The 26,999-nt window shown below is 65.9% G+C and carries 22 protein-coding genes, 1 tRNA gene, 1 other RNA gene and 1 pseudogene; 16 read left to right on the top strand and 9 right to left on the bottom strand.

Annotated elements, in window-relative coordinates:
* Positions 1-20 precede the first annotated feature (20 nt).
* Both ACW9PK_RS07225 and ACW9PK_RS07220 read right to left on the bottom strand, forming a co-directional pair.
* Positions 21-1,697: a hypothetical protein gene (locus ACW9PK_RS07225; protein WP_457015428.1), complete on the bottom strand. Its 1,677-nt coding sequence runs from the start codon at positions 1,695-1,697 to the stop codon at positions 21-23.
* Positions 1,698-3,125: a terminase large subunit domain-containing protein gene (locus tag ACW9PK_RS07220; protein WP_457015427.1), complete on the bottom strand. Its 1,428-nt coding sequence runs from the start codon at positions 3,123-3,125 to the stop codon at positions 1,698-1,700.
* Positions 3,126-3,259: 134 nt separating this feature from the next.
* On the opposite strand from ACW9PK_RS07220, the gene ACW9PK_RS07215 reads away from it, so the two are divergent.
* On the top strand, positions 3,260-3,790 hold the full coding sequence (locus ACW9PK_RS07215; RefSeq protein WP_457015426.1) for a hypothetical protein: 531 nt from the start codon (positions 3,260-3,262) through the stop codon (positions 3,788-3,790).
* Positions 3,791-4,101: 311 nt separating this feature from the next.
* Here the strand turns inward: ACW9PK_RS07215 and ACW9PK_RS07210 are convergent, their stop codons facing one another.
* The 3 genes from ACW9PK_RS07210 to ACW9PK_RS07200 all read right to left on the bottom strand — a co-directional run bounded on the left by ACW9PK_RS07210 (position 4,102) and on the right by ACW9PK_RS07200 (position 5,725).
* Positions 4,102-4,644 carry a transposase gene (locus ACW9PK_RS07210; protein WP_457015425.1) on the bottom strand — a complete coding sequence of 181 codons (543 nt, stop codon included), beginning with the start codon at positions 4,642-4,644 and terminating at the stop codon, positions 4,102-4,104.
* 227 nt (positions 4,645-4,871) lie between these two features.
* The gene (locus tag ACW9PK_RS07205; RefSeq protein WP_457015424.1) at positions 4,872-5,447 is read right to left on the bottom strand and encodes a WhiB family transcriptional regulator; all 576 of its coding nucleotides are present in this window, start codon (positions 5,445-5,447) and stop codon (positions 4,872-4,874) included.
* A gap of 155 nt (positions 5,448-5,602) precedes the next feature.
* The gene (locus ACW9PK_RS07200; protein ID WP_457015423.1) at positions 5,603-5,725 is read right to left on the bottom strand and encodes a hypothetical protein; all 123 of its coding nucleotides are present in this window, start codon (positions 5,723-5,725) and stop codon (positions 5,603-5,605) included.
* A gap of 194 nt (positions 5,726-5,919) precedes the next feature.
* Between ACW9PK_RS07200 and ACW9PK_RS07195 the strand changes: the two genes are divergently transcribed.
* From ACW9PK_RS07195 to ACW9PK_RS07180, 4 genes are all read left to right on the top strand, one after another.
* On the top strand, positions 5,920-6,174 hold the full coding sequence (locus ACW9PK_RS07195; protein ID WP_457015422.1) for a hypothetical protein: 255 nt from the start codon (positions 5,920-5,922) through the stop codon (positions 6,172-6,174).
* A 65-nt stretch (positions 6,175-6,239) separates the two neighbouring features.
* Complete coding sequence (locus ACW9PK_RS07190) at positions 6,240-8,969, top strand: DNA methyltransferase (protein WP_457015421.1); 2,730 nt, start codon at positions 6,240-6,242, stop codon at positions 8,967-8,969.
* A 20-nt stretch (positions 8,970-8,989) separates the two neighbouring features.
* On the top strand, positions 8,990-9,418 hold the full coding sequence (locus tag ACW9PK_RS07185; protein WP_457015420.1) for a hypothetical protein: 429 nt from the start codon (positions 8,990-8,992) through the stop codon (positions 9,416-9,418).
* A gap of 147 nt (positions 9,419-9,565) precedes the next feature.
* Positions 9,566-10,713, top strand: a protein-coding gene (locus ACW9PK_RS07180) for an IS3 family transposase (protein WP_457015419.1) whose coding sequence is annotated in 2 segments (ribosomal slippage) — positions 9,566-9,839 and positions 9,839-10,713 — 1,149 coding nt in all. Because the reading frame shifts where the segments join, the coding sequence is not laid out codon by codon here.
* Between the two features lie 6 nt (positions 10,714-10,719).
* On the opposite strand, the gene ACW9PK_RS07175 is transcribed toward ACW9PK_RS07180, so the two are convergent.
* Both ACW9PK_RS07175 and ACW9PK_RS07170 read right to left on the bottom strand, forming a co-directional pair.
* Positions 10,720-11,433, bottom strand: coding sequence for a tyrosine-type recombinase/integrase (locus ACW9PK_RS07175; protein ID WP_457015418.1), 714 nt, complete (start codon positions 11,431-11,433; stop codon positions 10,720-10,722).
* 178 nt (positions 11,434-11,611) lie between these two features.
* Positions 11,612-11,696: transfer RNA gene (locus ACW9PK_RS07170), tRNA-Ser, on the bottom strand.
* A gap of 280 nt (positions 11,697-11,976) precedes the next feature.
* Here ACW9PK_RS07170 and ffs point away from each other — a divergent pair.
* The 7 genes and pseudogenes from ffs (at position 11,977) to ACW9PK_RS07135 (ending at position 19,890) form a co-directional block, all read left to right on the top strand.
* Positions 11,977-12,073, top strand: an RNA gene (ffs, locus tag ACW9PK_RS07165) — signal recognition particle sRNA small type.
* Between the two features lie 64 nt (positions 12,074-12,137).
* Complete coding sequence (locus tag ACW9PK_RS07160; RefSeq protein WP_457015417.1) at positions 12,138-15,779, top strand: DNA polymerase III subunit gamma and tau; 3,642 nt, start codon at positions 12,138-12,140, stop codon at positions 15,777-15,779.
* A gap of 48 nt (positions 15,780-15,827) precedes the next feature.
* Positions 15,828-16,433, top strand: coding sequence for a recombination mediator RecR (gene recR / locus ACW9PK_RS07155; RefSeq protein ID WP_064846538.1), 606 nt, complete (start codon positions 15,828-15,830; stop codon positions 16,431-16,433).
* Between the two features lie 143 nt (positions 16,434-16,576).
* Complete coding sequence (locus ACW9PK_RS07150) at positions 16,577-17,863, top strand: aspartate kinase (protein WP_144997114.1); 1,287 nt, start codon at positions 16,577-16,579, stop codon at positions 17,861-17,863.
* A gap of 14 nt (positions 17,864-17,877) precedes the next feature.
* The gene (locus ACW9PK_RS07145; RefSeq protein WP_457015416.1) at positions 17,878-18,399 is read left to right on the top strand and encodes a MarR family winged helix-turn-helix transcriptional regulator; all 522 of its coding nucleotides are present in this window, start codon (positions 17,878-17,880) and stop codon (positions 18,397-18,399) included.
* Positions 18,392-19,288 (top strand): annotated as a pseudogene (locus ACW9PK_RS07140) (3-methyladenine DNA glycosylase); the annotation flags it as partial. The gene ACW9PK_RS07145 and the pseudogene ACW9PK_RS07140, both read left to right, overlap by 8 nt.
* Before the next feature lie 230 nt (positions 19,289-19,518).
* Positions 19,519-19,890 (top strand): Rieske 2Fe-2S domain-containing protein, encoded by a 372-nt coding sequence (locus ACW9PK_RS07135; protein ID WP_085107873.1) that lies wholly within the window; start codon positions 19,519-19,521, stop codon positions 19,888-19,890.
* Positions 19,891-19,929: 39 nt separating this feature from the next.
* On the opposite strand, the gene ACW9PK_RS07130 is transcribed toward ACW9PK_RS07135, so the two are convergent.
* Positions 19,930-21,747, bottom strand: a complete 1,818-nt coding sequence (locus ACW9PK_RS07130) for a glycoside hydrolase family 15 protein (RefSeq protein WP_457015415.1) — start codon at positions 21,745-21,747, stop codon at positions 19,930-19,932.
* A 104-nt stretch (positions 21,748-21,851) separates the two neighbouring features.
* Positions 21,852-22,694, bottom strand: a complete 843-nt coding sequence (locus tag ACW9PK_RS07125; RefSeq protein WP_457015414.1) for an SDR family oxidoreductase — start codon at positions 22,692-22,694, stop codon at positions 21,852-21,854.
* A 234-nt stretch (positions 22,695-22,928) separates the two neighbouring features.
* Between ACW9PK_RS07125 and purS the strand changes: the two genes are divergently transcribed.
* The 4 genes from purS (at position 22,929) to ACW9PK_RS07105 (ending at position 26,993) form a co-directional block, all read left to right on the top strand.
* Complete coding sequence (purS, locus tag ACW9PK_RS07120; RefSeq protein ID WP_035960791.1) at positions 22,929-23,186, top strand: phosphoribosylformylglycinamidine synthase subunit PurS; 258 nt, start codon at positions 22,929-22,931, stop codon at positions 23,184-23,186.
* A gap of 2 nt (positions 23,187-23,188) precedes the next feature.
* Positions 23,189-23,980 carry a phosphoribosylformylglycinamidine synthase subunit PurQ gene (gene purQ / locus ACW9PK_RS07115; RefSeq protein ID WP_064846534.1) on the top strand — a complete coding sequence of 264 codons (792 nt, stop codon included), beginning with the start codon at positions 23,189-23,191 and terminating at the stop codon, positions 23,978-23,980.
* Between the two features lie 160 nt (positions 23,981-24,140).
* Positions 24,141-26,438 (top strand): phosphoribosylformylglycinamidine synthase subunit PurL, encoded by a 2,298-nt coding sequence (purL, locus tag ACW9PK_RS07110; RefSeq protein WP_457015413.1) that lies wholly within the window; start codon positions 24,141-24,143, stop codon positions 26,436-26,438.
* Positions 26,439-26,477: 39 nt separating this feature from the next.
* The gene (locus ACW9PK_RS07105; protein ID WP_457015412.1) at positions 26,478-26,993 is read left to right on the top strand and encodes a GNAT family N-acetyltransferase; all 516 of its coding nucleotides are present in this window, start codon (positions 26,478-26,480) and stop codon (positions 26,991-26,993) included.
* Positions 26,994-26,999 lie beyond the last annotated feature (6 nt).

Raw genomic sequence — 26,999 nt, 5'->3', positions numbered from 1 at the left:
CTTCCGGGTTAGATAAACAATTAACCCCTGCCCTCTGGCAAATTTTTGTCGTTTGGCAGGTCCAGGTCGATCGGTGGCGCCGGCGGTCGCACCGTAGAGACATCACGCCCCAGGTAGTCCGCCACGTCCTTCTCGTTGCCAGTAGCAGCCAACAGATCGGCAGCCCCTTCGAAGTCGCGCTCTTGGATCTTGCGAACCTCTTCGGCGGCGTCCTCGATCGGTAGTCCTGCCTCAATCAGCATCTTGACTGCAGTCTCCAGGCTGATGGCCCCGGCCTGCAGCAGCTTCACGACCAAATCCACGCTGGCCGCTTCGTCGTTCGGCATGAACGAGCCAAGCACTAGCTCCGCGGCACGCTCGGGGCCTTGCAGCTCTCCAGCTTGCATGAAGAAGCGCTGGACGAACTTGAGCAACAGCGGGTACTTCTCCCCGCGAACGAGGCGCATGGCTCGGACGATCTTCTCCATGGGCGCGAACAGCAGGAGCAGATGAAGACCGGACTCGATCTCGCTGGAATCCACACGACCACGGGCCGCGTGGGGCAGCTTGGCGTTCACGCTGAGGCGCTTCTGTAGCTCCTCGATGTGGGTAGCGAGGCGCTCGAGACCTGCAGACAGATCCACGGGGAACAGCTTCCCGTTCTCCGCCATCTCGATGTAGGAGCCAGGCCCAAACACCAGGCCTTCGTTGCCGATCCGTGCGCCGGCAACGCCGAGGAACGGGGTGGACACCAAGGCGGAGGCCTTGGTCTTGTCGGTGTCGGCCTCTTGGAGGTCGTCGATGATCTGCAGCACCAGCGACAGCACCGAGACGCCGAAGTGCTCCATCGTGCTCGGGGTGTTCGGCACATGGACCACAGGTATGTAGTCGATGCCCAGCGCCCGGTCCTTTACCAGGCCATCTTCATCAACCATGTACGTGCCGGCCGACTCCTTGAAGTCGTCCACGGAGCGATCCAGTGTGGCAAAGCGCCAAGTGCCGTCTGATATGAAGCACTCCTGATCGACCGGCTCGTCGCTCCAGGGCACGCGGTATGGCTCGACGGTGCGTAGCTCGTAGGTGATGCGCCGGATAGTGTGTATCGCTTCGTCCTCGTCCAGCTCCCACGCCAAATGGATACGACTGTGGAAGTCGTCGCCCGAGTCATCGTCGATCACGGGGAAGTAGAAACCGGGATCCCAGACCCGTAGCCGGGGCCGCTTCTTCTTGGTGTTCCAGCCCAGCGAGTAGACGACGTCGCCCAGACCTACAGCCTTGTTCTCGCCTTCGATGAGCTTCAGGGGCAGGCGTTCATCCTTGGCCCACTCCCGTAGCTTCTCCTGCACAGCATGGGCAGCCGCGGCTTCGCCACTGGTGTTGCCCTCACCCTCGCCGCTTTCGTCGTAGTCCTCTGCGCCTTCGACGTGGATCGTCTGCTCATCACCGAGCACGGCAGCAACGAAGGCATCCACGATATTGGCAGCATCGCCGTACTCCCTGCGGCCTTCGCTCTCGCTGGTCTTGCGACGGTCGAGCAGCTTGCGAGAGGAGTTCGTCAGGTAGGCGTTGAGTACCGTGTATGCGCGTAGGCGGCGCTGATGTTCCTTGCCGATCCACGTTGGTGCTAGATCAGCCCGAGGCCCAAAACCATCGCCGCCGAGGACGCTCTTGAAGTCCAGGGCCGTGTATTGATCGAAGATGGGCGCCTCGTAGGCCACCTAGCGTCTCCCTCGTAAGCGTGTGTCGCGCACCGTACCTCGCTGACCGGTGCCGGCCTGCTTGATTGAAAGATCCGTGATGGCCCAGACCAGCGCGTCGATGCGGTCGTTGCTGATCCCTGACGCTGGATCCCACGTCGTCATGCCGTCTTCCAGCTTCGCCAGGTTGTCGGTCGGATAGTGGAACGACGTCAGGTGGTGCACCTTGCCCTTCTCGTACCGGGTAGCGACTGGCTGGGCGCGGATGTCCTTACCGCGGCTGGCGTGCACCGTCTCGACAGGGATGTTCGGGTCAATCTGATGGATGTTGTCGATGACCAGATCCCCGCCCTGGTTGACCTCAGCCACGATGTAGTTGGCCTGGAACTCGTGGTACGCCTTGATCGCCCGAGACGCCCATTCGTAGCCCGTGCCATGGATGGTCCGGTCTGCGATGACGTAGTCGTCACCATCGATGCGGCTCTTGCCGGCCACGATGATGCCGGTGTCGGCGCTGTCGGGCTTGGAGGTCACGGCAGGATCGACAGCCACGACGACCTTGCGCAGGTCGAGGCCCTCGAAGGCCAAGTCCAGCTCCTTGTACGGCTCGATGGTCTCGGTGCGCCACAGCGCGCCCTCAACGTCTTCGAGCAGCTCGGCGTGCAGCTCCTGGCGTCCAAGGCGCGTGCCCTCGTACATCTCCTCGTATTCGGCCAGCGACTGCTCAGCGAGGTTGGCCGCGTTGTCGTAGGTGGAGAAGCGACTGACTGCAACGTCCTTGCGGCCCTTGAGCTTCCGAGTGCCGATCTCCACGTCCTTGCCCATCAGGTGACGGATCAGGGGGAGGTTCTTCGGCGTACCGGTGACGACGGTGAACGGGTCGCCCTTACGGAGTGCCAGTCGAAGCATGTCCCAGGTAAGGATGCCGTTCTTCAGCCAGGACGCTGGCTCATCGCACCAGGCCCAGGCAAAGTTCGGACCACGCAGACCCTCGGGTGCCTCGTCGGAGTAGAGCTTGAGCGATGAGCCGTTCTCCAAGATCAGCTCTCCGTTGGAACGGTTCCATGCCCGCACAGCACCGGGCGGCAGTACGTCCAGCAGACCACCATCACCCTCAATGCAGACGTCACGGCCGGCGGCGAACTTCGGGGTAACGATGGCTCCGCGGCTCCCTGGCATAACCGGAACGTTTGCCAGCGGGGGATCGGCGTAGCCCATGATGCACTTGACCGTCTCGGCACCCGTGCGGGTCTTGCCTCCACCACGGCCACCCAGCAAGAACCAGATGTTGTGATCGCCCTCAGGTGGCAGCTGCTCAGGCCGTGCGTGGTTGTGCCAGTCGTACCACTCCTTTTCCAGGGCGGCCTTAATGATGGCGGTCTCTTCTGGCCCGCACTCGTCGCTGGCTAGATAGGCCTCTACGGCATCAAGGTCATCGAGAAGGCTCACGGCTCAGCGGCCAACTGCGACGGTCCATGCATGGTGATTCCAGCATGGCGAACCCTGCTAGTGGCGCGTTGGGGTCACTCTCGGCGTGGGATGTCGGAGTTGGAGTTGGAGCGACTCACCCGGAGAATGCCGGTATGGACTTTGCCCCCGACTGGCTCTCTGTCGTAAACCTCTGCCTCACAGCCATCCTTGGCTGGAAGACGCTCGGTCCCCGTCGCAAGACGAAACTCCGACTCATGCTCGGCAGAGAGCATGAGGGACCAGAGGGCGCTGGAGGTGGGTACCGAACATTGATAGTGATGAACCAAGGGCATTACCCGGCCAATGGCGTGTATCTGGAGCACGTCACAGAAGGCGGAGGAGGCATGTCAATGAGGCCCGGCGACATCCTGCCTTGGCAAATGGCTAAGACGGGTTTCCGGTTCCGAAACTACGAAAACGACCACTTTATGGTCACTTACCGGGACGCCGACAACAAGCTCATTCGGAAACGCCTACCGATCACCCTTGGCGAGATGCATAGTCGAGACGACGACAAAGAAGAGATTTCTGCGTGGATTGCGAGGGACGAGAAACTGCCTCCCGTGAAACGCAAGTGGCCCCGTATCAGGCGGTGGATCCGGAAGGCGCGGCGCCGCTTGCGCGGGCCTTCGTTGGAGTACTGATTCAGGTGCCCATGTACGGGCTGAGAGCACCGATATAGGCGGCGAAGGCGAGGATGCCCAGCGCCACCCACCACTCAGGCTTGATCTTTTTGAGAGCGGTCATGACGCGGCCCCTACAAGAGTCGCGCTTCGGTGAGCAACGTCAACTGGCGCATCGTCGTGACACTCGCACTCACATCGACCGACGATCTCAAAGCACCCCGTAACCGGATTGAACTCGATGATGGCTGCTGCGTAGCGAGGGTCCTGCCCGCGAAGCTTGCATTTGCAGAGGTCGTGCTGATCGCCAAGGCAGGCAGCAGTGATGCGCTTCATCCGTGCTTGGCCTTCCGGCGCTCAGCCAGTTCGTCGCGCTGCTTCTTGTCCCTGAAGCGGTCGATGAGTGAGCCAGCCTGATCCCGTACCTCCAGGACTTGGCGGTCCTCATTGCGGCTGGTGGCCGCGCCGGTGAGCAGCTGCACCTTGTCGATCAGGATAGCCAGGGACGTGGCCAGGTTCTTCTTGTCGCCGGTCGTGGGTTCGTCGAGCGTCTTGCTGTTAAACGTGTTGTCCTTGCCACCGAAGCTGAAGACCATGTGGGGCTGGAACATCTGAGCATTGAGCCTGACGATCGAGTCCATGAGCTCGTCGGCCAGAACAGCCTTGCGCGCCTCGATGTCGATCTTCTTGGCCTCGGTAGCCACGGCCGTCTTTTTGTCACCAGACGTATCGACCTCGGCGGCCTCTGCCCAGTTATGGAGCGTCTGCTTGGGCATACCAATTTCCTTGGCTGCTTCTGCCAGGTTGCCGTTCAGCTCCTTGAGCTTCTCTAGCGCTGCCTTCTTTTGCTTGGGGGTGTAGGTGCGTCTGGTCATCGTGCGTTGAGCTTTCGCTTGATCCGGGATCGTAGCGAAGTGTCGAGGGTGAAGGCACGGCAGTTGCAGAACGTGGCTTGGCATTGGAACTGCTCGTAGTAGCCGGAACCCCGGCCCATGGCTTTCCAGATTCCGTGGTGATTGCGCCGGATGTGGCCGCATCTGCACCACTCCTGCTTCTTCGTCTTTGCCATGGCCCGCAGGCTAGTCAGCGCCAACATGGCTGCCTATGAATCATCCGACCTATCGCGAGTCTGAATAGCGCTCTTGTAGCGACTGAAACACTCGGGGGAGTAGAACTGCCGAGGTTCGCGGCGCTTCCTGCCGTCGTAGGTGAAGAAGGGTTTGAAGACCTCGCCGCACCCGCACTTGCATACCGCGTCGTCTCGTTCCTTGCGGCGCCGGTTGGCTAACTTGCACTCCTTGTTACAGAAGATGCGATGCCTGCTGGCTGGCTTGCCGTCGAGGGTCCGCATCGTGTCGAAGGCGACTTCGCAGGTGGGGGAGGCGCACTTCTGAATCACTGCCTCGTGGCCGTTGCGGATAGCTTCGCGCTTGGCCCGCCTGGCGAGGGCTTGCTGTTCGGCCTTCGACGTTCCGCCCCATACGCCAAAGGCCTCGTGCTGGCGACCGTACTCCTCGCATCGCTCCCGCACCGGACACCCCGCGCAGATGGCCTTGGCCTCCGGCTCGACGTCGGCACCTTCGGGATACCAGTAGTGCTCAAACTCGGGGAGTGGGTAGTCCCTGCATGCCCCTCGTGAGCGCCAAGAGGTGTCTACCTTCACCGCGATCTTGGGCAAGTCGTCTCGAGTTCTGGATCGTCGCTGCCATGGGACGGTTCCTAGTCCTGCAACAGCGGAGTGGCCCGAACGAGTGACTAGCGAGAAGACAGAGCGCATACCACTTCAGATAAGCAGAAACTCCAGGTCAGTGCGGAGATGGTGAATAGCGATCATCACGTGCGGGGCTTGGGGCCTTTCCTATCGAGCCATTGAGCCAGCTCGATCGCGCCGTACAGGGCCAAGCCAAGAGCGGCGATGAGGACCAGGCCGAGCAGCACGGAAGACAGAATCGCCATCAGGGCTTGGCGGGTCCGTAGCAGGGCCAGGGCTTGCCACAACGGCATAGGTCATAGGGGATGTCATGCATGGCCGAGCAGCTTAGACCAACACCCATGTGCGTGAAATGGATGCCCCTATACCCCCTTGACCTGCTGAGACACGCAGGAGGACTCTTGAACTACAGCGGTGTAATTCAAGAGAGGCAATCGCCATGAGCAAGACAGACGTCAGTTATGTTTGGACCGACCTCGAAGGCATGGACCTCAGCGCGCCGGCCGATGGTGTGCCGTTGGACGCAGACCAGTTCAGCTACAGGACTCGCAAGAGCAGTGAGAACCAAGCTGCGATGTGGAACTTGATCCTGGCCGAGCACCCGACGCTCTCACCATCAGCATGTGGGCACAGGGTAGGGGTGGCCGAAACCAGCACAGACGACCGCTTCCCGCTTGTGTGGGTGGCCGCCTGACAAGCCATACGACCTGACGGCGCGCCACCAGCTACTCAGGGGCATCCCTCCCTGAGGATGGAGGGATGCACACCAAACCCCTGGCCTGGAACCAGATCCGTAAGAACGCCGCAGCCTTCGTGAACGAGTGGGCAGGTGAGTCCTACGAGAAGGGCGAGTCTCAGTCGTTCTGGTCGGATCTGTTCGCGGTCTATGGGATGCGCCGGCGCAGCGTGGCGCGGTTTGAGGCCCAAGCCAAGCGGATCGCTGGGGGTACCGGCTTCATCGACGTGTTCTGGCCGGGCATGATGATCGCCGAGCAGAAGTCTCTGGGCAAGGACCTCGACGCCGCTGAGGACCAGGCCATGGACTATCTCACGACTCTCTCAGAAGCAGAGATGCCGCGATACGTGGTGACATGTGATTTTTCCACCTTCCGCGTCCGCGACCTCGAGGCTCCAGCTGGTGAAGAATCTGTGAGCTTCGCTTTGCAGGATCTGCCCACTGAGGCTGAACGGCTTGGCTTCATTGCCGGCTACCAAAAACGCTCCTTCGGCTCCGACGAGCAAGCCATCGCATCGGTGAGGGCAGCGCAACTGATGGCGAGCCTCTACGACGAACTGGAAAAGTCCGGCTATGACGAGCACCAGGCCTCAATCTTCTTGGTGCGCACCCTCTTCGCGTTGTTCGCCGATGATTCAGGCCTTTGGGAACGCGACCTGTTCCTGGAATACCTCGAGAACCGCACAAGCCCTGATGGGTCGGACCTCGGGAGTCAGCTCGCCATGCTGTACCAAGCGCTCAACAAGCCGCTGGATAAGCGGTTGAGCAAGGCCGACGAGTTGATCCAGCGCTTTCCGTACGTCAACGGCTCGGTGTTCGGGGAAACGATCGACATTCCCTACTTCGATAAGGCCATGCGGGACAAGCTACTGGAAGCCTGTCTGTTCAACTGGGGCGAGATTAGCCCGGCAATTTTCGGCTCACTGTTCCAGGCAGTGAAGTCACTGGATGCCCGTCGCGCCCTCGGAGAGCACTACACCACCGAGGCCAACATCCTGAAGGTGATCCAGCCGCTATTCCTCGACGAACTGCGCCAGCGGTTCATCGACAATCAGCACAACGCGCGAGGCCTTCGCAAGCTTCAGGAGGACATGGGCAAGCTCCGCTTCATGGACCCTGCTTGTGGGTGTGGCAACTTCTTGATCGTCGCGTACCGCGAGATGCGAGCACTCGAGCTGTCCATCTTGAAGCGGCTACAGGAACTCAACCCTGCTTCAGCTCAGATGGTCTTGGACGCTTCGGAGCTGCTGTCAGTGAAAATGACCAGCTTCTTTGGTATTGAGATCGAAGAGTGGCCAGCCACCATTGCTCAGACCGCGATGTTCCTTGTTGACCACCAGGCCAACCAAGACATGGCGCTCACGCTCGGCCTCGCACCCGAGATGCTGCCGTTAGTGGAGTCGTCTACCGTTCACGTGGGTAACGCCTTGCAGACCGACTGGAGCGAGCTTGTGGCTCCTTCTGAGAACGTCTACATCTTCGGCAACCCTCCCTTCCTCGGCCATGCCACTCGCAGCGGTGACCAAGCCGCGGAGCTACGTCAGGTGTGGAACCGCAAGGACATCGGGCGCCTGGATTACGTCACCGGCTGGTACAAGAAGGCAATCGACTACTTCGGTGAGGTGAACGGGCGTTGGGCGTTCGTGTCCACCAACTCCATCGCCCAAGGCGAACCCGTGCCGGCGCTGTTCGGCCCGGTCTTCAACGCAGGTTGGCGCATCCGCTTTGCTCATCGCACCTTTGCTTGGACCTCCGAGGCGCCGGGCGCGGCCGCCGTGCACTGCGTCGTCGTTGGCTTCGACAGGAACCACAAGTCGTCAGCTCGACTGTTCTCATATTCGGAGCTGCGTGGTTCGCCGGCCGAGGAGCCCGCGAAGGTCATCAACGGCTACCTGGTGGACGGGCCCAACGTCCTCGTTGAGCAACGCCGAGCACTTCTGTCCAATCAGCTGCCGCCTTTCGTATTCGGCAACATGCCCAGAGGCGGGGACCTCATCATCGAACCCGAGGACTACGCAGGGGTCATGGCTGATCCCATCGCAGCCAAGTACGTCCGCCCGTTCGTCATGGGACGAGAGCTCATCCACAATGCCCCTCGCTGGTGTCTCTGGATGGTGGAGCTGGATCCTGACGACGTGCAGCGCAGCCCCATCTTGCGCGACCGCATCGAGAAGGTGCGTCAGTTCCGCTTGGCAAGCAAGGCAGAGTCGACATACAAGATGGCTTCGACGCCGTACCTTTTTGGCCAGCGTTCCCAGCCAGAGGTGCCCTACATTGGCGTTCCGGCAGTCTTCAGCGAGAACCGTCGCTACGCCACCGCAGCGCATTTCTCCCCTGACGTCATTGCGGGCAACAAGATCTACACGGCCACCGATCCAGATGGTTTCACCTTCGGGATCTTCAGCTCGTCCATGTTCATCACCTGGCAAAAGACCGTTGGCGGCCGCCTTAAGTCAGACCCGAACTTCTCCAACACCTTGGTCTGGAACAACTTGCCGCTGCCAGAAGTCAGCGAGGCAACGCGCCAAAAGATCATCGAAGCCGGCCAAGGCGTCCTCGAGGCGCGCGAACTTCACCCCGAACGGTCTTTGGCCGCGCACTACAACCCGCTGGCGATGGATCCCCGACTTGTGAAAGCTCACGACAAGCTTGATGCCGTGGTGGATCGCGCATTCGGGGCTAAGCGAACCTGCACCACCGAGAAGGAGCGACAAGAGATCCTGTTTGCTCGGTACGCCGAACTCAGCTCTTGAACCTAAGGAGCTATTCACAAATGAGTATGGGTGCTTCAAGCGATAGAGAACGGTTGGCCGAAGAACGCGCCAAGCTGGTCGCTGATCTACAGCGGTCATCGGAAGCAGGCGAGGAAACGGCCAGAAACCGCAGCAGTGAGATCAAACGGGCGACGCGTGACGTTGTGGTGCAAGCTCTCGGCACCATCTTTGGAGGCGCCGTTCTTGCTGGTCTAGGCCAGATTGTAGGCCTCATTCCCTCTGACCCGGGATCCATCACGGTCATAGTCATACTGACAGTGGGCCTGACCATAGGGCTTTTTTCCGCAGTTCGCTCGGCAACCAAGCCGCCCATCTTGAGGAGCGATTTGGAGACGGTGGAGAAAATCGAATCTATCGATGCCGCCCTGAAGATTCTCGACGAGTCAAACAACCGGCCGAACACCACCCCCGCTGGAGAAAAGCAGTAGGACCATCAGGGCCGAAGCTCTGATGGTCCTACTGTTGTCGATGACACGGGGAGTGTCTGTTGACTCGCTTACCGTCTCACATGGGACTGCCCCGGTTGACCTGACTCCTGACTTGTGAGGATCTCTCCTCACAGTGAGGATGAAACAGTGCCCAAGCCCTACCCCGAGGAGTTCCGCCGCGACGTGGTGGCGGTGGCCCGTAAGCACGAGGCGCCGCTGTCGCAGATCGCCCGCGATTTCGGGATCTCAGAAGCCACCTTGCACAACTGGTTGCGCAAGGCTGACGTCGACGACGGCGTCCGTCCCGGCGTGACGACGGCCGAGTCGGAGGAGTTGCGGGTGCTGAAGCGGCGTAACCGGCTGCTCGAGCAGGAGAACGAGATCCTGCGCCGGGCAGCGGCCTTCTTTGCCCGCGAGTTGCCCCCAAAATGACGTACCCGCTGGTCCTCGACCTGGCCGCTGACGGGATCCCCGTCGCGGTGACCTGCCGGGCGCTGGGTTTCTCCAAGCAGTCCTTTTATGAGTGGCGGGCCAAGCCCGTTACCGCCCGGGACTGGGACGACGCCCACCTGATCGACGCCGCCATCGCTATCCACGCCGAGGATCCTGCGTTCGGCTACCGGTTCATCGCCGAGGAGCTGCCCGATCACGGCATCACGGCTGGGGAGAACCGCGTCCAGCGCCTGTGCTCGGCCCAGCGCCTGTTCAGCGTCCACTCCAAGAAGCGGGGCCTGAATCGCCGGCCCGGTCCATCGGTCCACGACGACCTGGTGGAGCGCGACTTCACCGCCGGCGCCCCGAACGAGCTGTGGCTCACGGATCTGACGGAGCATCGCACCGATGAGGGCAAGCTCTACCTCTGCGCGATCAAGGACGTCTACTCCAACCGGATCGTCGGCTATTCCATCGACAGCCGCATGAAGGCGTCTTTGGCGGTCACGGCCCTGCGCAGTGCGGTGGCTCGCCGGGGGACGGTGACCGGATGCGTGGTTCATTCGGATAGGGGTAGTCAATTTCGAGCCCGGAAGTTCGTGCACGAGCTCACCCACCATGGCCTCGTGGGGTCGATGGGTAGGGTCGGGGCGTGCGCGGACAACGCCGCCATGGAGTCCTTTTTCGCCCTACTCCAGAAGAACGTCCTGGACCGGCAACGCTGGTCCACCCGGGAGGACCTGCGGCTGTCGATCGTGACCTGGATCGAGAAGACCTATCACCGCCGGCGCCGCCAACGCCGTCTCGGTCGCCTCACGCCGGTCGAGTTTGAGACCATTAATCAAGGCCTCCGAGCCGCCTGAAAACCATCAACCCCGAGAGTCAGGGAAAGTCGGGGCAGTCCCAAGCCAACGGGCTCTGTCATCGCGTTTTTCAAGCTTCTTGATGGTGTGTTGCGCTGTCCACCGTGCAGCCTTGTACAGCTGGTCGCGCTCTTGCCGCGTAGGCTTGCGCCTCTGTGGCGGCTCGACACCCTTGGCGACATTGCGGTCGACCCAGCCACGTTGAAGAGCGAAGTCGAGCGCGGCCGAAAGCGTCCAGTAGATTGCTCGAATGGCAGACTTGCCTAGAGGTGTGGTGCGGTTGTAGGGGACCGTCGCCGGCAAAGTGGAGTGGATGTAGTCTTCCACGTCGTCGCGTGTGAGCAAGCGAACCGGCGTCTTGCCCAGTGCTGGCCGCAAGTACAGGCGCACTTTCGCTTCATACCCCTTCCACGAGTCGACGCCAATACGTGAGCGCTGGTAGCTCAACCAATCGTCGAGCACGCGACCAACCGTGCGAGCTTCTTCGGGTTCAGTGAGACGAATGTAGGACTGCGGCAACTCCGCTAGCGCAATGCGCCTACGCGTGATGTTGCGTTCGAGGTTGGCGAGGGCCTCTTGACGAGTCTTGCCCTGCCCAACCACCCGAATCGAGCGCTCACCATGCTTGATACTGCGCTTCGCCCGGTAGCCGCGCCAGATCGCGCCCGACGGAAGTTGGCGTTCGAACTCATAGACAGTGCCCTCACCGTAGCCGCGCACACGCTGCTTGCGCTTTCGGTTGGCGAATTTGCTGCGCGGAGAGGGCGCGTCCGACAGATCATCGGTTGAGCGACGGTCATCTTCGTCGGGGGGTGGTCCATGTCACCCTACTCGCGGCGTGTCGATGGCATGAGGATGGCCCGCCTCCCGCGTAAACACGCGGCAGACGGGCCAATCGCGGAGGATGGGGGATTTGAACCCCCGAGGGCGTTAACCCAACACGCGTTCCAGGCGTGCGCCATAGGCCGCTAGGCGAATCCTCCAGGCACGCACGTGCATCACATCCGTGGGCAACGTGCGGCCATCAGCATAACGGAACTGGGCGGGCGGGCGCGAATCGGGAAGGTAGTCGCCCGGAAATGCCACGCCGAGCGACGTCGTCAACGCACCCGCGCCGCGCAACTGTTCTGACGCCAGTTGACCCGCCAGTTGGCCGGGGAACCGGTCACCGCCGGCCACGAACTGCATCGGGCCCACTTCATCGCACGATCCTCGACGGCACCGCTCGGTTCGAACTCCTCGCCGGCTTGAGCTAAAGTATGGGGCAGCCCCTCGTGTGGCGCCATCTCGTAAAACTCCCCCAGGACCGGAAGGTAGCAAGGGTATATGGGCTCTGGCGGGTGCACGGGGGGTCTTTTCGTACCCGGCTCCCCACTCCCGCGAGCGCGCTGTGCGCGTCCGAGTCCCCGGCTAAGGTTTCATACGTGACTACCGCCCTGTACCGTCGCTATCGCCCGGAGACCTTTCAGGATGTCATCGGTCAGGAACACGTGACCGAGCCCCTGATGACCGCGCTGCGCAAGAACAGGGTCAATCACGCCTATCTCTTCTCCGGTCCGCGCGGCTGCGGTAAGACCACGTCCGCGCGCATCTTGGCCCGCTGCCTCAACTGCGCGGAAGGGCCCACGGCCACACCGTGCGGTCACTGCGAGTCCTGCCAGGATCTGGCCCGGGACGGTGCCGGCTCACTGGACGTCATCGAGATGGACGCGGCCTCCCACGGCGGCGTGGATCATGCCCGTGACCTGCGGGAACGCGCCACGTTCGCCCCCGTCCGGGACCGCTACAAGATCTTCATCATCGACGAGGCCCACATGGTCACGCGGGAGGGCTTCAACGCCCTGCTGAAGATCGTGGAGGAACCGCCGGAGCACGTGAAGTTCATCTTCGCCACCACCGAGCCCTCCAAGGTGCTCACCACCATCCGCTCCCGCACGCACCACTACCCCTTCCGCCTCGTTCCCCCGGAACCGCTCATGCGCTACCTCGAGCAGCTGTGCCAGGAGGAGGGCGTCACTACCGAACCGGGCGTCCTGTCCCTCGTGGTGCGCGCCGGCGGCGGCTCGGTGCGTGATTCGCTCTCCGTCCTGGATCAGCTCATGGCCGGCTCCGACGACGGCGGCATCACCTACGATCTCGCGGTCGCCCTGCTGGGCTACACGCACGCGGCCCTGCTCGACGACGTCGTGGACGCCTTCGCCGCCGGCGACGCCGCCACGGTCTTCGCGTCCGTGGACCGCGTCATCCAAACCGGGCAGGACCCCCGCCGTTTCGTGGAGGACCTGCTCGAACGCTTCCGCGACCTGGTGGTGGTCAACGCGGTCCCCGATTCCGCCGCGAACATCCTGCACGGGATGCCCACGGACCAGATCAACCGGTTGCGGAACCAGGCCACCCAGCTGGGCGCGGCCGAGCTCTCCCGCTCCGCGGACATCACCAACGAGGCCCTCAACGAGATGACCGGGGCCACTTCCCCGCAGTTGCACCTGGAACTGCTGTGCGCCCGCATCCTACTGCCCTCGGCGGATCACACAACGCGCGGCATCACGTCCCGGGTGGACCGTTTGGAACGCCGCCTGAGCATTCCTCGGGGCACCGGAATTCGTACGACGGCGCACGACGCCGCGTCGTCGTCCCCCGCGGTGGAACCGACCGCACGCGGAAGCCAGGAGCCCACATCTCCGGAGCAATCCGGCACCGCCGCGCCGGCACCCGCGTCGTACGACGCCCCCGCACCGGAATCCGCCGGGGTACCTTACCCGATACCCCCCGAGCTCGACGCCGCCGCAACGGACTCCGTTGCCCCGTCGCAGCCCGTGCGCCCGGACGGGTCCGCCGCGGACGGCGCGGACGGTTCCGCAACGGGTCGCCCCGCGGAGGAGACCCCGGACGTCCAGGAACCCACGGACCCGCAGGACGAGTCCGAACAGCCCGGGGGCAGCAGCCACCCCGCCGCTGCGGATCCCGTTCCGGAAGGCGAGCGCGGCCCCGACGCCCAGCACCCGCCCGCGGACGGCACGACCGACACCCGCTCCCCCGCGGCACAGGACGCGGGAACCGATGTCTCGGCACGCATGCAGCAACGGGAGACGTCGAACCAGTACGGGGGGTCCCAGCGGCCTGACGATGCCGCATCCCGCCAGTACGCGCAGGGGGAGCCTCGCCGTGACGTCGCGCCGCACGATGACCACCAGCCGCAAGCCCCGCAGGCGTCCGAGGAGCAGGCCGCCCCGAGCGACGTCACCAGCGGTGAACTGGAACTGCTGCGTTCCTCGTGGCCCGAGATCGTGTCCGCGCTCGCGGAGATCCGCCGCGTGGCCTGGGCCATCACCGTGCGAGGAACGCCCATCTCGTTCGAGAACCGCACTCTGCGGATCGCGTTCGAGAACGACGGCGACCTCCTGAACTTCCCCCGCTTCGAGGCGGACGTCCGTAATGCCATCCAGAGCGTGGTGGGGTTGGATTGTGCAGTGGAAGCAGTGCGCCCCGGTGACACACGCGGCCGGCAGGACACCCCGGGTGCGGGTGGTCCGCCGTCGAACGCGGGCCGTGGCACCGGGCCCGGTCCCGGGCGGGAGGGCGACGGTGGACAGGGTTACCGGGGAGATCGCCCCGCGCCCCGGGGCGGCGGGCCCCAGAACGCTCAAGGATCCCGGCAGGATCGCGGATCGCAGCAGGACCGCAGGTATCAACGCGACGATTCCGCCTCGGAGCACGGCCAACAGTACGGCCCCGGACCCCGTCAGGGCTCGGACTCGCATTACGGCGCTGATGCCGGGTACGGATCCGGCTCACGGCGAGACACCGGTGCATCTCGCGGCGACGGACCCACCGGGCGGGACACCAGGCTGAACGCCTCGGGCCAGGCCAGATCCTCCGATCAACCGGACTATTTCCGCGAGCCGGAGGGCTTCGGGGTCAATCGTCGTCGGGGCAATCCTCCCGCGCCCGACCGTGAACCGACACCGGAACGCGAGTCGCGGTCCATGCCCGATTCCGCCTCTCGTTCCACGTCCGGCACTGACCGGTCCTCCGTGCCCGCTTCCTCGTCGCACTCGGCGCCCGCATCCGCCCCGGACGACGACGAACCCGTCACCTCGTGGTCCGTGGCCTCCATTCCCCAACCGGGTTTCGCCGCACCGAGCGGCGGGGATTCCACGTCGAACACCGCCAATGCGGCGCCCACGCGTGATGATTCGGACCAGAATCCGGACACGTCCGATAGTTCCGTAGGCGACTCCTCCAGGGACGATGCCCACCGAGCGACGGATTCCCCGGCGGACGACCGCGCTGGCACCGGCGATTCCACCTCGGTTCCGTCTCGTGAGGGCTTGGGCAGTGCCAGTGACTCCGCGGACGTCGGCGCGACCTCGTGGACCCCCGGTGCCCCCGCGTCGGATGGCCCCGGGTCGGATGTTCCCGCTTCCGATGACTCCGCGGCGTCCGAGTCCCACGATTCCGGGGCCGGGACGAGCGGACCCGATCTGTCCATGCGTGACGGTTCCATGCGGGATGGTTCCGTGCGCGACGGCTCCGTGCCCGAGGATCCCGCATCCGGTGCTCCTTCCTTCCGTGCCCCGCAGCCGCGGGATCGCGGCCCGGAGTACTGGATCCCGGAGGAACCGCCGCCCCCACCGGAGGATGACCCCCCGGCGGACATGTACGACGAACCCGTGCCCCGAGCGCCGTCGCCCGCGAGGGATCGTAGGGCCCAGGGCGGGAACGGCCCCGGCGGCGACAACCCGGCGGGTCCCGGTCCCGACCACGATGGGCGCGGGAACACCCGCCCCGGCGGCGTCGTCCCTCGCGAGAACGGCGACACCCGCCCCGGCGGGAACCGCCCGAGCTGGCGAGAGCGCCACGCGGAAGCGATTGCCGCGGCGGAACGGCGCTCCACCGACATCGCGCCCCCGACCTCGCGCAGCCCCGGCATGGAGGACGAGAACTTCGTCCCGGGCGCGGACGACGAATCCCTCGAGGACTCGTCCCTCTACGGGCGGGCGGCCATCGAGCGCATCCTGGGCGGCATGCTCATCGACGAGCACGCCCACGGAACGGATCAGTGACCGGGCCCATCGCCCGGCTGATCACGAACACGACAATGAAGGAGCACGGTGTACGAAGGACCGGTCCAGGACCTCATCGATGAGCTGGGGAGGTTGCCGGGTATCGGCCCCAAGTCCGCGCAGCGCATCGCCTTCCACCTGTTGGACGCGGACAAGGACGAGGTCCAGCAGCTCGTGGAGGCCATCACCACGGTGAAGACCTCGGTGTCGTTCTGCGTGATCTGCGGCAACGTCACAGAGCAGGAGGAGTGTGCGATCTGCCGGGACGCCCGCCGGGACCGCAGCGTGATCTGCGTGGTGGAGGAGTCTAAGGACGTCATGGCCATCGAACGCACCCGCAGCTACCGGGGGTTGTACCACGTGCTGGGCGGCGCGATCTCGCCGCTGCAGGGTGTGGGACCGGATCAGCTGCGCATCCGCGAGCTGATGACCCGGTTGTCGGACGAGACAGTTCAGGAGATCGTGCTGGCCATGGACCCCAACCTGGAGGGCGAGGCCACCTCCACGTACCTCACCAGGATGTTGAAAACGCTGGGTATCCGGGTCACCCGGCTGGCCTCGGGGCTGCCCGTGGGCGGTGACCTCGAATACGCCGACGAAGTCACGCTGGGCAGGGCTTTCGAGGGACGCACGGTGGTCTCCGAGGCCCGCTGAGGCCCGTAACATTCGCGTCCCTCTTTGTGTCCACGAATGCCCGCTCGACTCCGTGCGGCTGCGGGTGAGCGGATAGCATGGATCACTGATCCCGCGAGACCGCCCGTGCGTTCGGGCCGGGTGCCTGCCTGTGAGAGGAATGTATGAGCCTCATTGTCCAGAAGTTCGGCGGTTCATCGGTCGCCGATGCCGACGGTGTCCGCCGGGTCGCCCGGCGAGTAGCCGAGACCAGGAACGCCGGCCACCAGGTGGTCGTGGTCGTCTCCGCGATGGGTGACACCACGGACGACCTCCTGGACCTCGCCGGTGAGGTGGCCCGCAAACCACCGGCTCGCGAGTTGGACATGCTGTTGACCTCCGGGGAACGCATCTCCATGGCCCTGTTGGCCATGGCCATCTCCGACCTCGGCGTTCCCGCGCAGTCCTTCACCGGATCCCAGGCCGGAATGATCACGGACGGCGCCCACGGTGCGGCCAAGCTCGTGGAGGTCAGCCCCCTCCGGGTGCGTGAGGCGCTCGACCACGGCAACGTCGCGATCATTGCCGGGTTCCAGGGCGTCAACCGCTCCTCCAAGGACATCACCACGCTGGGCCGCGGCGGTTCGGACACCACCGCCGTGGCGCTCGCCGCCGCCCTGGACGCGGACGTGTGTGAGATCTACTCGGACGTGGACGGCGTCTACACCGCGGACCCCCGCATCGTCCCCACCGCCCAGAAACTGGACCGGGTCTCCTCCGAGGAGATGCTCGAGCTCGCCGCCAACGGCGCCAAGATCCTGCACCTGCGCTGCGTGGAGTACGCCCGCCGCTTCAACGTGCCGTTGCACGTCCGTTCGTCTTTCAGTCACAACGAGGGCACCATGGTCATCCCCAGCCCGCACGAGAACCTCACGCCGCAGAAGGAGATCCCCTTGGAACAGCCGCTGATCGCCGGTATCGCTCATGATCGCAGCCAGGCCAAGATCACCATCGTGGGGGTCCCCGACCGCCCCGGGATCGCCGCGCGGATCTTCCGGTTGCTGGCCGACTCCAAGGTGGACGTGGACATGATCGTCCAGAACGTCTCCACCGGCGAGAACCCGCTCACCGATGTGTCCTTCACCCTGGCCGAGTCCCAGGGTGACCTGGCCATGAACCTGCTGCGTGCCGCCGAAGAGAAGATCGGCTATGCGAACCTGGACTACGACGACGAGGTGGGCAAGCTCTCCCTCGTGGGCGCCGGTATGAAGACCAACACCGGCGTGGCGTTCACGTTCTTCGAGGCGCTCGCGGAGAGCGACATCAACGTGGACATGATCTCCACGTCCGAGGTCCGGATCTCGATCATCACGTCCATCGCCAAGCTCGACGAGGCCGTCCGGGCCGTGCACACGGCGTTCGGTCTGGACTCGGACGAGACCGCCACGGTGTACGGGGGTACGGGACGCTGACCCCGGCTTCATCCATGAGTTCTGATTCGGACCCGTCCGAGGATCCCCGGCTCGCCGAGATCATCGACTTCCTGGGTGGTTCGGACGAATCCACCGTCGAGGATCCGCTGTCCCTGGCGGACCAGCTGTGCTTCTCGCTGTCCGTGGCGTCACGCAGGGTCGCGCACAGCTACCGCCCCGTGCTGGAGCCCCTGGGACTGACGCTGCCCCAGTACCTCGTGATGCTCGCGCTGTGGGATACCAACCCGCGCACGGTGAAGGACCTGGGCGAGCAGCTCATGCAAGATTCGGCAACGCTCTCGCCCCTGCTCAAACGCTTGGAGGCCCGCGGTTACCTCACGCGGGAACGCGATCCGCACAACGAGCGGGCCCTGGCCGTAACTCTCACGGAGGAGGGCGCGCGTCTGCAGGACGGGGCGCAGGCCGTGCAACCGGAGATGATGCGCCGGTTGCGGTTGTCCCCTCAACAGGTCCGGTTGCTGAACTGCGGGATGCAGCGGTTGATCGACAACACCCAGGACGCCGAGAGTGCATGAGGCGCTGACCCGGGAGGAGTGGTCACGCCGGGCGCACGCGCACGCGGAGCGGGTGGCGCCCCACACCCGGCCGTTCCTGGACCGGCGGTCCCGCGGGGAAAAGCATCCCGTGGAGGACTTCCTGTTCACGTACTACACGCTGTCCCCGGCCCAGTTCACGCGGTGGCACCCTGGGCCCGGCGTCATCCTCTTGGATGCCCCGGAGCGCGAGGGCTGGAAGCACTACCGTCCCGCGACGACCGCGGAGCTCGAGGCGGCGGGCGTGGGGGAGGGCATGAGCGGCGTCGTCGTCGCGGTGGAGGAATTCGTGGCCGAGCGGGGCACCGCGGTGCGGTTCACCCGCGAGATCCTCGCGAACACCCTGGCCAGGAGCGGGACGTTCGACTGCTTCGGGCTGCATGAGTGGGCCATGGCCTACCGCGCGCAGAGCAACGGTGTGCGCCACGAGGACGCGCCGTTGCGGTTGGGGGCGTCCGGGACGGACGACGTGGTGGAGGCCCACCGGATCCGCTGCTCGCACTTCGACGCGTTCCGTTTCTTCCAGCCCCAGGCCGTGGAACGCAACGAGCTGCAGCCCACGCGCGAGTCACAGCGCCGCATGGAACAGCCGGGGTGCCTGCACGCGAGCATGGACCTGTACAAGTGGGCCTACAAGTTGTTGCCCGCGGTGGATTCGGACCTGCTCGCGGACTGCTTCGACCTCGCGTGGGACGTGCGCGTGACCGACATGGAGGCCTCCCCCTACGACCTCACGGAATGGGGGTACGAGCCCGTGCGGATCGAGACGCCCGAGGGCAAGGCCGAGTACGTCCGGCGCCAGCGCGCCTTCGCGCAGCGGGGTAATCGGCTGCGAGAGCGCTTGGCGGCGGCCGTCGAGCGGCTCCTGGACGGGGTCGACGACGCCGCCGCGCCGCTCGATTCCACCGGCTCCGCGCCCCGGTCACGCCGTTCGGACGACGCCGCGGTGCCCGTCCGCGCGGCCGGGCATGATGGCGCGACGAGGCAGTCCGGAGCGGGCGGGCACATCGGCGCTATGGCGCAGACCGGAGCAGTCGGACGGGACGGCGCGAGCGGCGTCGTCATGCAGGGCCGAACCGCTCGGACCCGCGGAGACCGTTCATGAGGCCCGGGGAAACCGCCCACGGATGGGAACGGATCACCGTGGTCTCCGCGGTGGCGGAACCCCTCGACTTCGTGACGGCCCGCTCGAGCGCGGGCCCGGTGCTCGTGACCCGGGATGCCGACGGGGCGCTGCACGTGCTGTCCAACACGTGCCCACACCAGCAGGCCACGGTGTGCCGGGAGGCCGCGGGGCGCGCCGAGAGCTTCGAGTGTCCCAACCACTACTGGGTGTTCGGCCCGGACGGCCGGTTCCTGGGATCGCGACTGGCCATGGCCGCCGGCCGGCAGCTGCCGCACGACCCGGCCAAGGACCTCCCCGCGGCCGCCGTGGATGTAGTGGACGGCTGGGTGGTGGCGCGCTTCGACTGAGCGGACCTCGGCGTTCGTCGTCCCCTGCTGCAGCGCGTCCTACTCGAGCGCCGCCTGCTCAAGTGCCACGGCGGCGTTGAGCAGGGCCAGGTGGCTGAGGGCCTGCGGGAAGTTGCCCAGAAACGAGTTGTCCTTGGGGTCGATCATCTCGGTGAACAACCCCACGTCATTGGCGAGAGGGAGCATCTCGTCCATGAGGTCCACGGCCTCCTCGCGGCGGCCCACCGTAGCCAGCGCCGCCACGGTCCAGAACGAGCACGCCACGAACGCTCCCTCCTCCTTCTCCATGCCGCTGTAGCGGTACATGAGCGCACCGCGGCCCAGCTCCTCCCGAACGGCGTCGATGGTCGAGGACATGCGGGGACCACGATCGAACCCGGCCATCGCGTGCAGCAACACGGACACGTCCAGCTCGTCGGTTCCCGGGTACCAGACGTACGCGCCCCGTTCCTCGCTCCAGCCCTCGGTCTCAATCCACTCCCGGATCCGTTCCCGTTCCGAGCGCCACCGGTCCACGCACCCGGGGATGTGACCGGCCTCGGCCAGTTTCACGGCCCGGTCCAGGCCGTGCCAGCACCCCAGCTTGGAGCTCGTGTAGTGCCGGTGCTCAGGCAGTTCCCACATCCCGGAGTCGGGGCGGCGCCACAGGTCGCACACCGCGTCCGCGAGGTCGGCGAACATCCGGGCGGTGGCGGTGTCCAACACGTTGCCGCCGCCCACGTAGAGGTGCGCGATGTCGAAGACGTCCCCGTACACGCCCAACTGCAACTGGTCCGCGGCGTCGTTGCCCGAGACCACGGGGCCGATCCCCCGCCACCCGGGGGCGTCGTACTCGGTCATCTCGGAGGCGGGGACCTCGCCGTCGAAGCGGTTGAGGACGTGCAGGTCGGGGGTCTGTGCCCGGGCCCGGCGCAGGATCGTGGACACCTGCGCGTGCACGTCCTCCTGCTCCCCCAGTCGCAAGAGCGAGTGCAGGGTGTAGGTGGCGTCACGGATCCACGCGAAGCGATAATCGAAGTTCTTGGTGCCCTCCCTGTTCTCGGGAAGGGACGTGGTCGCCGCGGCCGCCACGGAGCCCGACGGGCTGTGGCTGAGCAGTTTGAGCGCGAGGGCGCTACGTTCGACCTCCGCGCGGTAGGGACCGTCATAGTCGAGCAGATCACGCCATCGGCGCCACATGTCCCGGGTCATGGCCACGTTCTTGCGGATCTCACGGGGCGAGGGCAGGCGCAAGGGCTCACCGTGCGTGGCGACCACCGCGAGCAGGTGCTCGGAATCGGGGCGCGTGGTGAACCGCCCGGAGATCTGCTGGGTCCCCACCTGCGCTTCCCCCGCGTCGTCGGTGCGGACCCCCATGCCCACCCGGTTCGTGCGCAGCACAGGCTCCCCCCCGATCATCTCGACCCACGGGGAGACGGTGTTGAACATGGTGCCCGGGGCCACCCGCCACACCATGGCCACGTTCCCGGTCACACCGTCCACCGAGCGGGCCAGTTCGTTCCACGGCAATTGCCCCGTGGACCCCATGTTGAGGGAATCGGTGACCCGCACAGTCCCCGAGGCCGTGGAGAACGTGGTGGTCAGGATGTTGGTCCCGGGGACGTACTCCCGGGTGACCTCGAACTCCTCCTCCGGGCGCAGCTCGATGCACCCGCCGTGCTCGGCGTCGAGCAGCTTGGCGAACGGCGGCGCGGAGTCCAGGTCCGGGACGGGGTACCAGTCCACGGATCCGTCCTGGGCCACCAGCGCCACGGTGCGCCCGTTACCCAGGGCTGCGTAGGAACGCAGGTCCACGTAGCCGTCCCGGCGCCGGGTCACCTTGTTCAGGGGCTCGGCGGGGTCGGGGGTTGCGTTCACGGGGCTCGTTTCTCTCGTGGGGCGGGACGGGAGGACGGCGGATCGCGCCGCGGGAACGCCACGACCCGCCATCCGGAGGACTCGCTGACGTCAGCGCGGCCGGGTCACAGGATCGGGCTGCCGCCAGTGACGGCGATCCTCGCCCCGGAAACGTAACTACCGTCGTCGGACGCGAGCAACACGTACACCGGGGCCAGTTCTGCGGGCTGGCTGGCGCGCCCGAGGGGCTCCGCGTCCCCGAAACTCTCGAGCTGCTCCGCGGGAATGGTCGAAGGGATCAACGGTGTCCAGACGGGCCCGGGGGCCACGCTATTGACGCGGATCCCGCGCTCCCCGAGCAACTGCGCGAGACTGGCCGAGAAGTTGGCGATCGCCGCCTTGGTCGCCGCGTACGGCGCCAGGGTGGGGACCGGCATGTCCGAATTGACCGACGAACTGCCGATGATCGCCGATCCCGGCGCCATGTGCGGCACGGCGGCCTTGGCCAGGTAGAAGTACGCCCCCACGTTGAGCTTGAAGGTGTGCTCCCACTCCTCGTCGGGGATCTCCTCGAGGCTCTCGCGCGTCATCTGGTAGGCGGCGTTGCTCACGAGCACGTCCACCTTGCCGAACTCCTCCACGGCCTTCGCGATCACGGCACGGCAGTGCGCCGCTTCGGACAGGTCCCCGGGGACCAGGACGGCTTTGCGTCCCGCCTCCTCGATGTAGCGGGCGACGTCGCGGGCGTCCCGTTCCTCCTCGGGCAGGTAGGTGATCAGCACGTCCGCGCCCTCGCGGGCGTAGGCGATAGCCACCGCTCGGCCGATCCCGGAGTCACCACCGGTGACAACCGCGGCCTTGCCCTCGAGCTTGCCCGATCCGCGGTAGCTGTCCTCACCGCAATCGGGGACAGGGTTCATCTCGGCCTGCAGTCCGGGGGCCTCTTGCTGTTGTTCAGGGAATCCCATGACAGTGTCCTCTCTGGTGGAGCGGGTCCGGGCGAGCTCTCGCGCTTCGCCGACCCGGTGACCGGGAGGACTCCCGGGCGGGCCGACGCTCAGCACACTTTCCATCGTAGGGGACGCCCGTGTCCGGAAACATCCCCTGCGGGCCGCGCACGGCAGCTCTGCCGTCTGCCCGCGGCCCACCCGCGGGCCGATAGGATGGGCGAGGATTGGCCCGTAAGCGCAGGAGTAGTGGAAATGGCCCGTATCGTCGTTGACGTCATGCCCAAACCGGAAATCCTTGACCCGCAGGGCAAGGCGATCGCGAATGAGTTGCCCCGGATCGGGCTCAGCGGTTTCACTGAGGTGCGCCAGGGCCGCCGGTTCGAACTCACGGTCGAGGGCGAAGCGGACGAGCAGGTGCTCGCCCAGGCCCGCGAAGCCGCGGAGAAGCTACTGTCCAACCCGGTGATCGAGGACGTCGTGAACGTCTCCGTGGCCCCCGAGGAGGACTGAGCGTGGCCCAGAACCTCACGGCCGAGCAGACGCCCCTCGTGGCGGACCTCTCCGAACCCGCCACCGATTCTCGACTCGCGGACGTGCGGGTGGGTGTCGTGACCTTCCCGGGCACGCTCGACGACCGCGACGCCGCTCGCGCCGTCGAGATCGCCGGCGGCACCGCGGTGCCGCTGTGGTACGCAGACAAGGACCTCAACGGTGTGGACGCCGTGATCCTGCCCGGTGGCTTCTCCTACGGGGACTACCTGCGCGCCGGTGCGATCGCCCGCTTCGCCCCCCTCATGGACAGGATCGTGGACGCTGCCAATGCCCGGGAGGGCATGCCGGTGCTGGGGATCTGCAACGGTTTTCAGGTGCTCACCGAGGCCCACCTGTTGCCGGGGTCCATGATCAAGAACGAACAGCTCAAGTTCATCTGCCGGGACCAGGCGCTGCGCGTGGAGAACACGGACACCGCGTGGACCGGGCGATTCGAGCAGGGCCAGACCATCGTGGTGCCGCTGAAGAACCAGGACGGGCAGTACGTCGCGGATCAGCGCACCCTGGACGAGTTAGAGGCCGAGCACCGGGTGGTCTTCCGCTACGCGGGCGGCAACCCCAACGGTTCCCGCAACGACATCGCCGGGATCACCAACGCGCGGGGCAACGTGGTGGGACTCATGCCCCACCCCGAGCACGCCGTGGAACCGGGCTTCGGCGCCGATCTTTCCGGCTCCGGTCCGGTCCAGATGCGCCAGGGAACAGACGGGCTGGACGTCTTCGTCTCCGCCCTGGAACACCTATTGCGCTGACCCGTCCACGCCGCGCTCGCCCGCAGCGAGGACCGCGGCGTCCCATCCGTTCGTCATCGGGCCAGTTCGGGGAACCGCACCCGGCCCACACCATGCCTCCGCGTGAGCGCCCGCCCGGCACCGCACGCCCCATCGTTCGCAAAGGGATCTAGTAGTCGTCATGAGCGAAACCCACTTCAACCTGGACACCGTGGAGCACGCCGCCTCCACCCCGGACACCGAGCTGCCCTGGGCGGAACTGGGGCTGAACGAGACCGAGTTCGAGCGCATCAAGGAGATCCTGGGCCGCCGCCCCACCGCGGCGGAACTGGCCATGTACTCCGTGATGTGGTCTGAGCACTGCTCGTACAAGTCATCCAAGGTGCACCTGCGCCAGTTCGGGGACAAGGTCACGGACGAGATGCGCAAGAACCTCATGGTGGGCATCGGTGAGAACGCCGGCGTCACGGACATCGGGGACGGTTGGGCCGTGACCTTCAAGATCGAGTCCCATAATCACCCGTCCTACGTGGAGCCCTATCAGGGTGCGGCCACGGGCGTGGGCGGGATCGTGCGGGACATCATCTCCATGGGTGCCCGCCCGGTGGCCGTGATGGACCCGTTGCGTTTCGGCGCGATCGACCACCCGGACACCCCGCGTGTGGTGCACGGGATCGTGGCCGGCGTGGGCGGCTACGGCAATTCGCTGGGGTTGCCGAACATCGGCGGAGAGGTGGAGTTCGACCCGTGCTACCAGGGCAACCCCCTGGTCAACGCGCTCGCCGTGGGCGTGATGCGTCACGAGGACATCCGCTTGGCGAACGCGTCCGGGACGGGCAACAAGGTGGTGCTCTTCGGCGCGCGCACCGGCGGGGACGGGATCGGCGGCGCCTCGGTGCTCGCGTCCGAGTCCTTCGACGACTCCAAGCCCTCCAAACGCCCCGCGGTGCAGGTGGGTGACCCCTTCGCGGAGAAGGTGCTCATCGAGTGCTGCCTGGAACTGTTCAAGGGCTCGCTCGTGGAGGGCATCCAGGACCTCGGTGCGGCGGGCATCTCGTGTGCCACGTCCGAGCTCGCGTCCAACGGTGACGGCGGCATGCGCGTGGACCTCACCGAGGTCCTGCTGCGCGATCCGTCCCTGACCCCGGGCGAGATCCTGATGTCCGAGTCGCAGGAACGCATGATGGCCGTGGTCACCCCCGAGAAGGTCGCGGGCTTCGAGGCCGTGATGGCCAAGTGGGACGTGGAGTACTCGTGGATCGGCGAGGTCACGGACACCGGCCGCCTGGTCATCGACTACCAGGGTGAGGTCATCGTGGACGTGGACCCCCGCACCGTGGCCCACGACGGTCCCGTGTACGAACGCCCCTACGCGCGCCCCGAATCCCAGGACGCCCTGCAGGCAGCCCACTTCACGGGCTCCCCGGAGGACGCCGCCCGCCCGTCCGGCGCGGAGCTCGGCCCTGCGCTCGTGGAACTGATGGCCTCCCCGAACCTGTGCTCCAAGGACTGGGTCACCGACCAGTACGACCGCTACGTTCAGGGCAACACCGCCATGGCCATGCCGGATGACGCCGGCGTGATCCGCGTGGACGAGCGCACCAACCTGGGCGTGGCCCTTTCCACGGACTCGAACGGCCGCTACACCCGCCTGGACCCGTACCAGGGCGCCCAGTTGGCGCTCGCCCAGGCTTACCGCAACGTGGCCACCGCGGGCGCGCGCCCCGTGGCCGTGTCCGACTGCCTGAACTTCGGTTCCCCCGAGGACCCGGACATCATGTGGCAGTTCGCGGAGGCCGTGCGCGGCCTCTCGGACGGGTGCCAGACCGTGGGTGTGCCCGTGACCGGCGGTAACGTCTCCCTCTACAACCAGACCGGCGGCGTGGCCATCAACCCCACCCCGGTGATTGCCATGATGGGCGTGTTCGACGACGTCACGCGCCGCACGCCCTCGGGCTGGAGTGAGGATGGCCAGGCGATCTACCTGCTCGGCGAGACCGCGGACGAGCTGGACGGCTCCGAGTGGGCGCGCGTGCGCGGCCACCTGGGTGGGTTGCCCCCGCGCGTGGACCTGGACCGCGAGCGCGTCCTGGGTGACATGCTCATCAACATGTCCCGGGACGGCATGATCGACGCCGCGCACGACGTCGCGGAAGGCGGCCTCGGGGCCACGCTCGCCGAGATGGCGTTGCGCTTCGGCGTGGGCGCCCGGATCGGCCTCGGTGAGGTCGCCGAGCGGGACGGCGTGGACCTGTTCACGCTGTTGTTCTCCGAGACGCAGGGCCGCGCCGTCGTGGCCGTGCCGCGCTCGGAGGAGGTGCGCTTCCAGGACATGTGCACCGTGCGCCGCTACCCGTTCGCGCGGATCGGCGTGGTGGACACCGAGGCCGGGGCCCTGGACTTCCAGGGCGAGTTCACGGTGGCGCTGGACGAGCTGAAGACCGCCCACGCATCAACCCTGCCCCGTCACTTCGGCTGACGGGCCGGGACCACAGCACGAGAACCCTCGGAGGGAGCCATGTTGGACGACATGCCGCGGCCGGTTCCGCCGCAGCCGTTGCGCACGCAGCGGTTGGAGCTGCGCGCGTTCACACCGGACGAACTCGAGGCCGTGGCCGGGGGCTCACGACTGCCCCAGTTCGCGCCGGGTTTCCCCACCCCCGAGAACGAGGACTGGGCCCGGGAGGCGATCGAGGCCGGTGAGCACTTCTTCACGGAGAGCGACTGCGCCCTGCTCGCCGTGATCCGGCTCAGCTCGGGGCAGATCATCGGCGCCGCGGGGTTCGCGGGACCCGCCATGGACCACGAACTGGAGATCGAGGGGTCCATCGTCCCGGAGCACCAGAACCAGGGGCTGGCCACCGAGGCCTTGCGCGCGCTCGTGGACCGCGCATTCGAGGACCCCGGGATCCGTGCGGTGCACGGCTCCGTCCCGGCCGACCACGAACCGGCACGCCGGGTGCTCGTGCGCTGCGGGTTCGTGAAACGACCCTCCGAGGGTTCGGAGGACACCTACTACCTGCGACGCCCCTGACGAACG

This window comes from Kocuria sp. MNB10 (assembly GCF_054073685.1).
The sequence above is the reverse complement of the archived record's forward strand: the minus strand, read 5'-3'. Positions and strand labels throughout refer to the sequence as shown.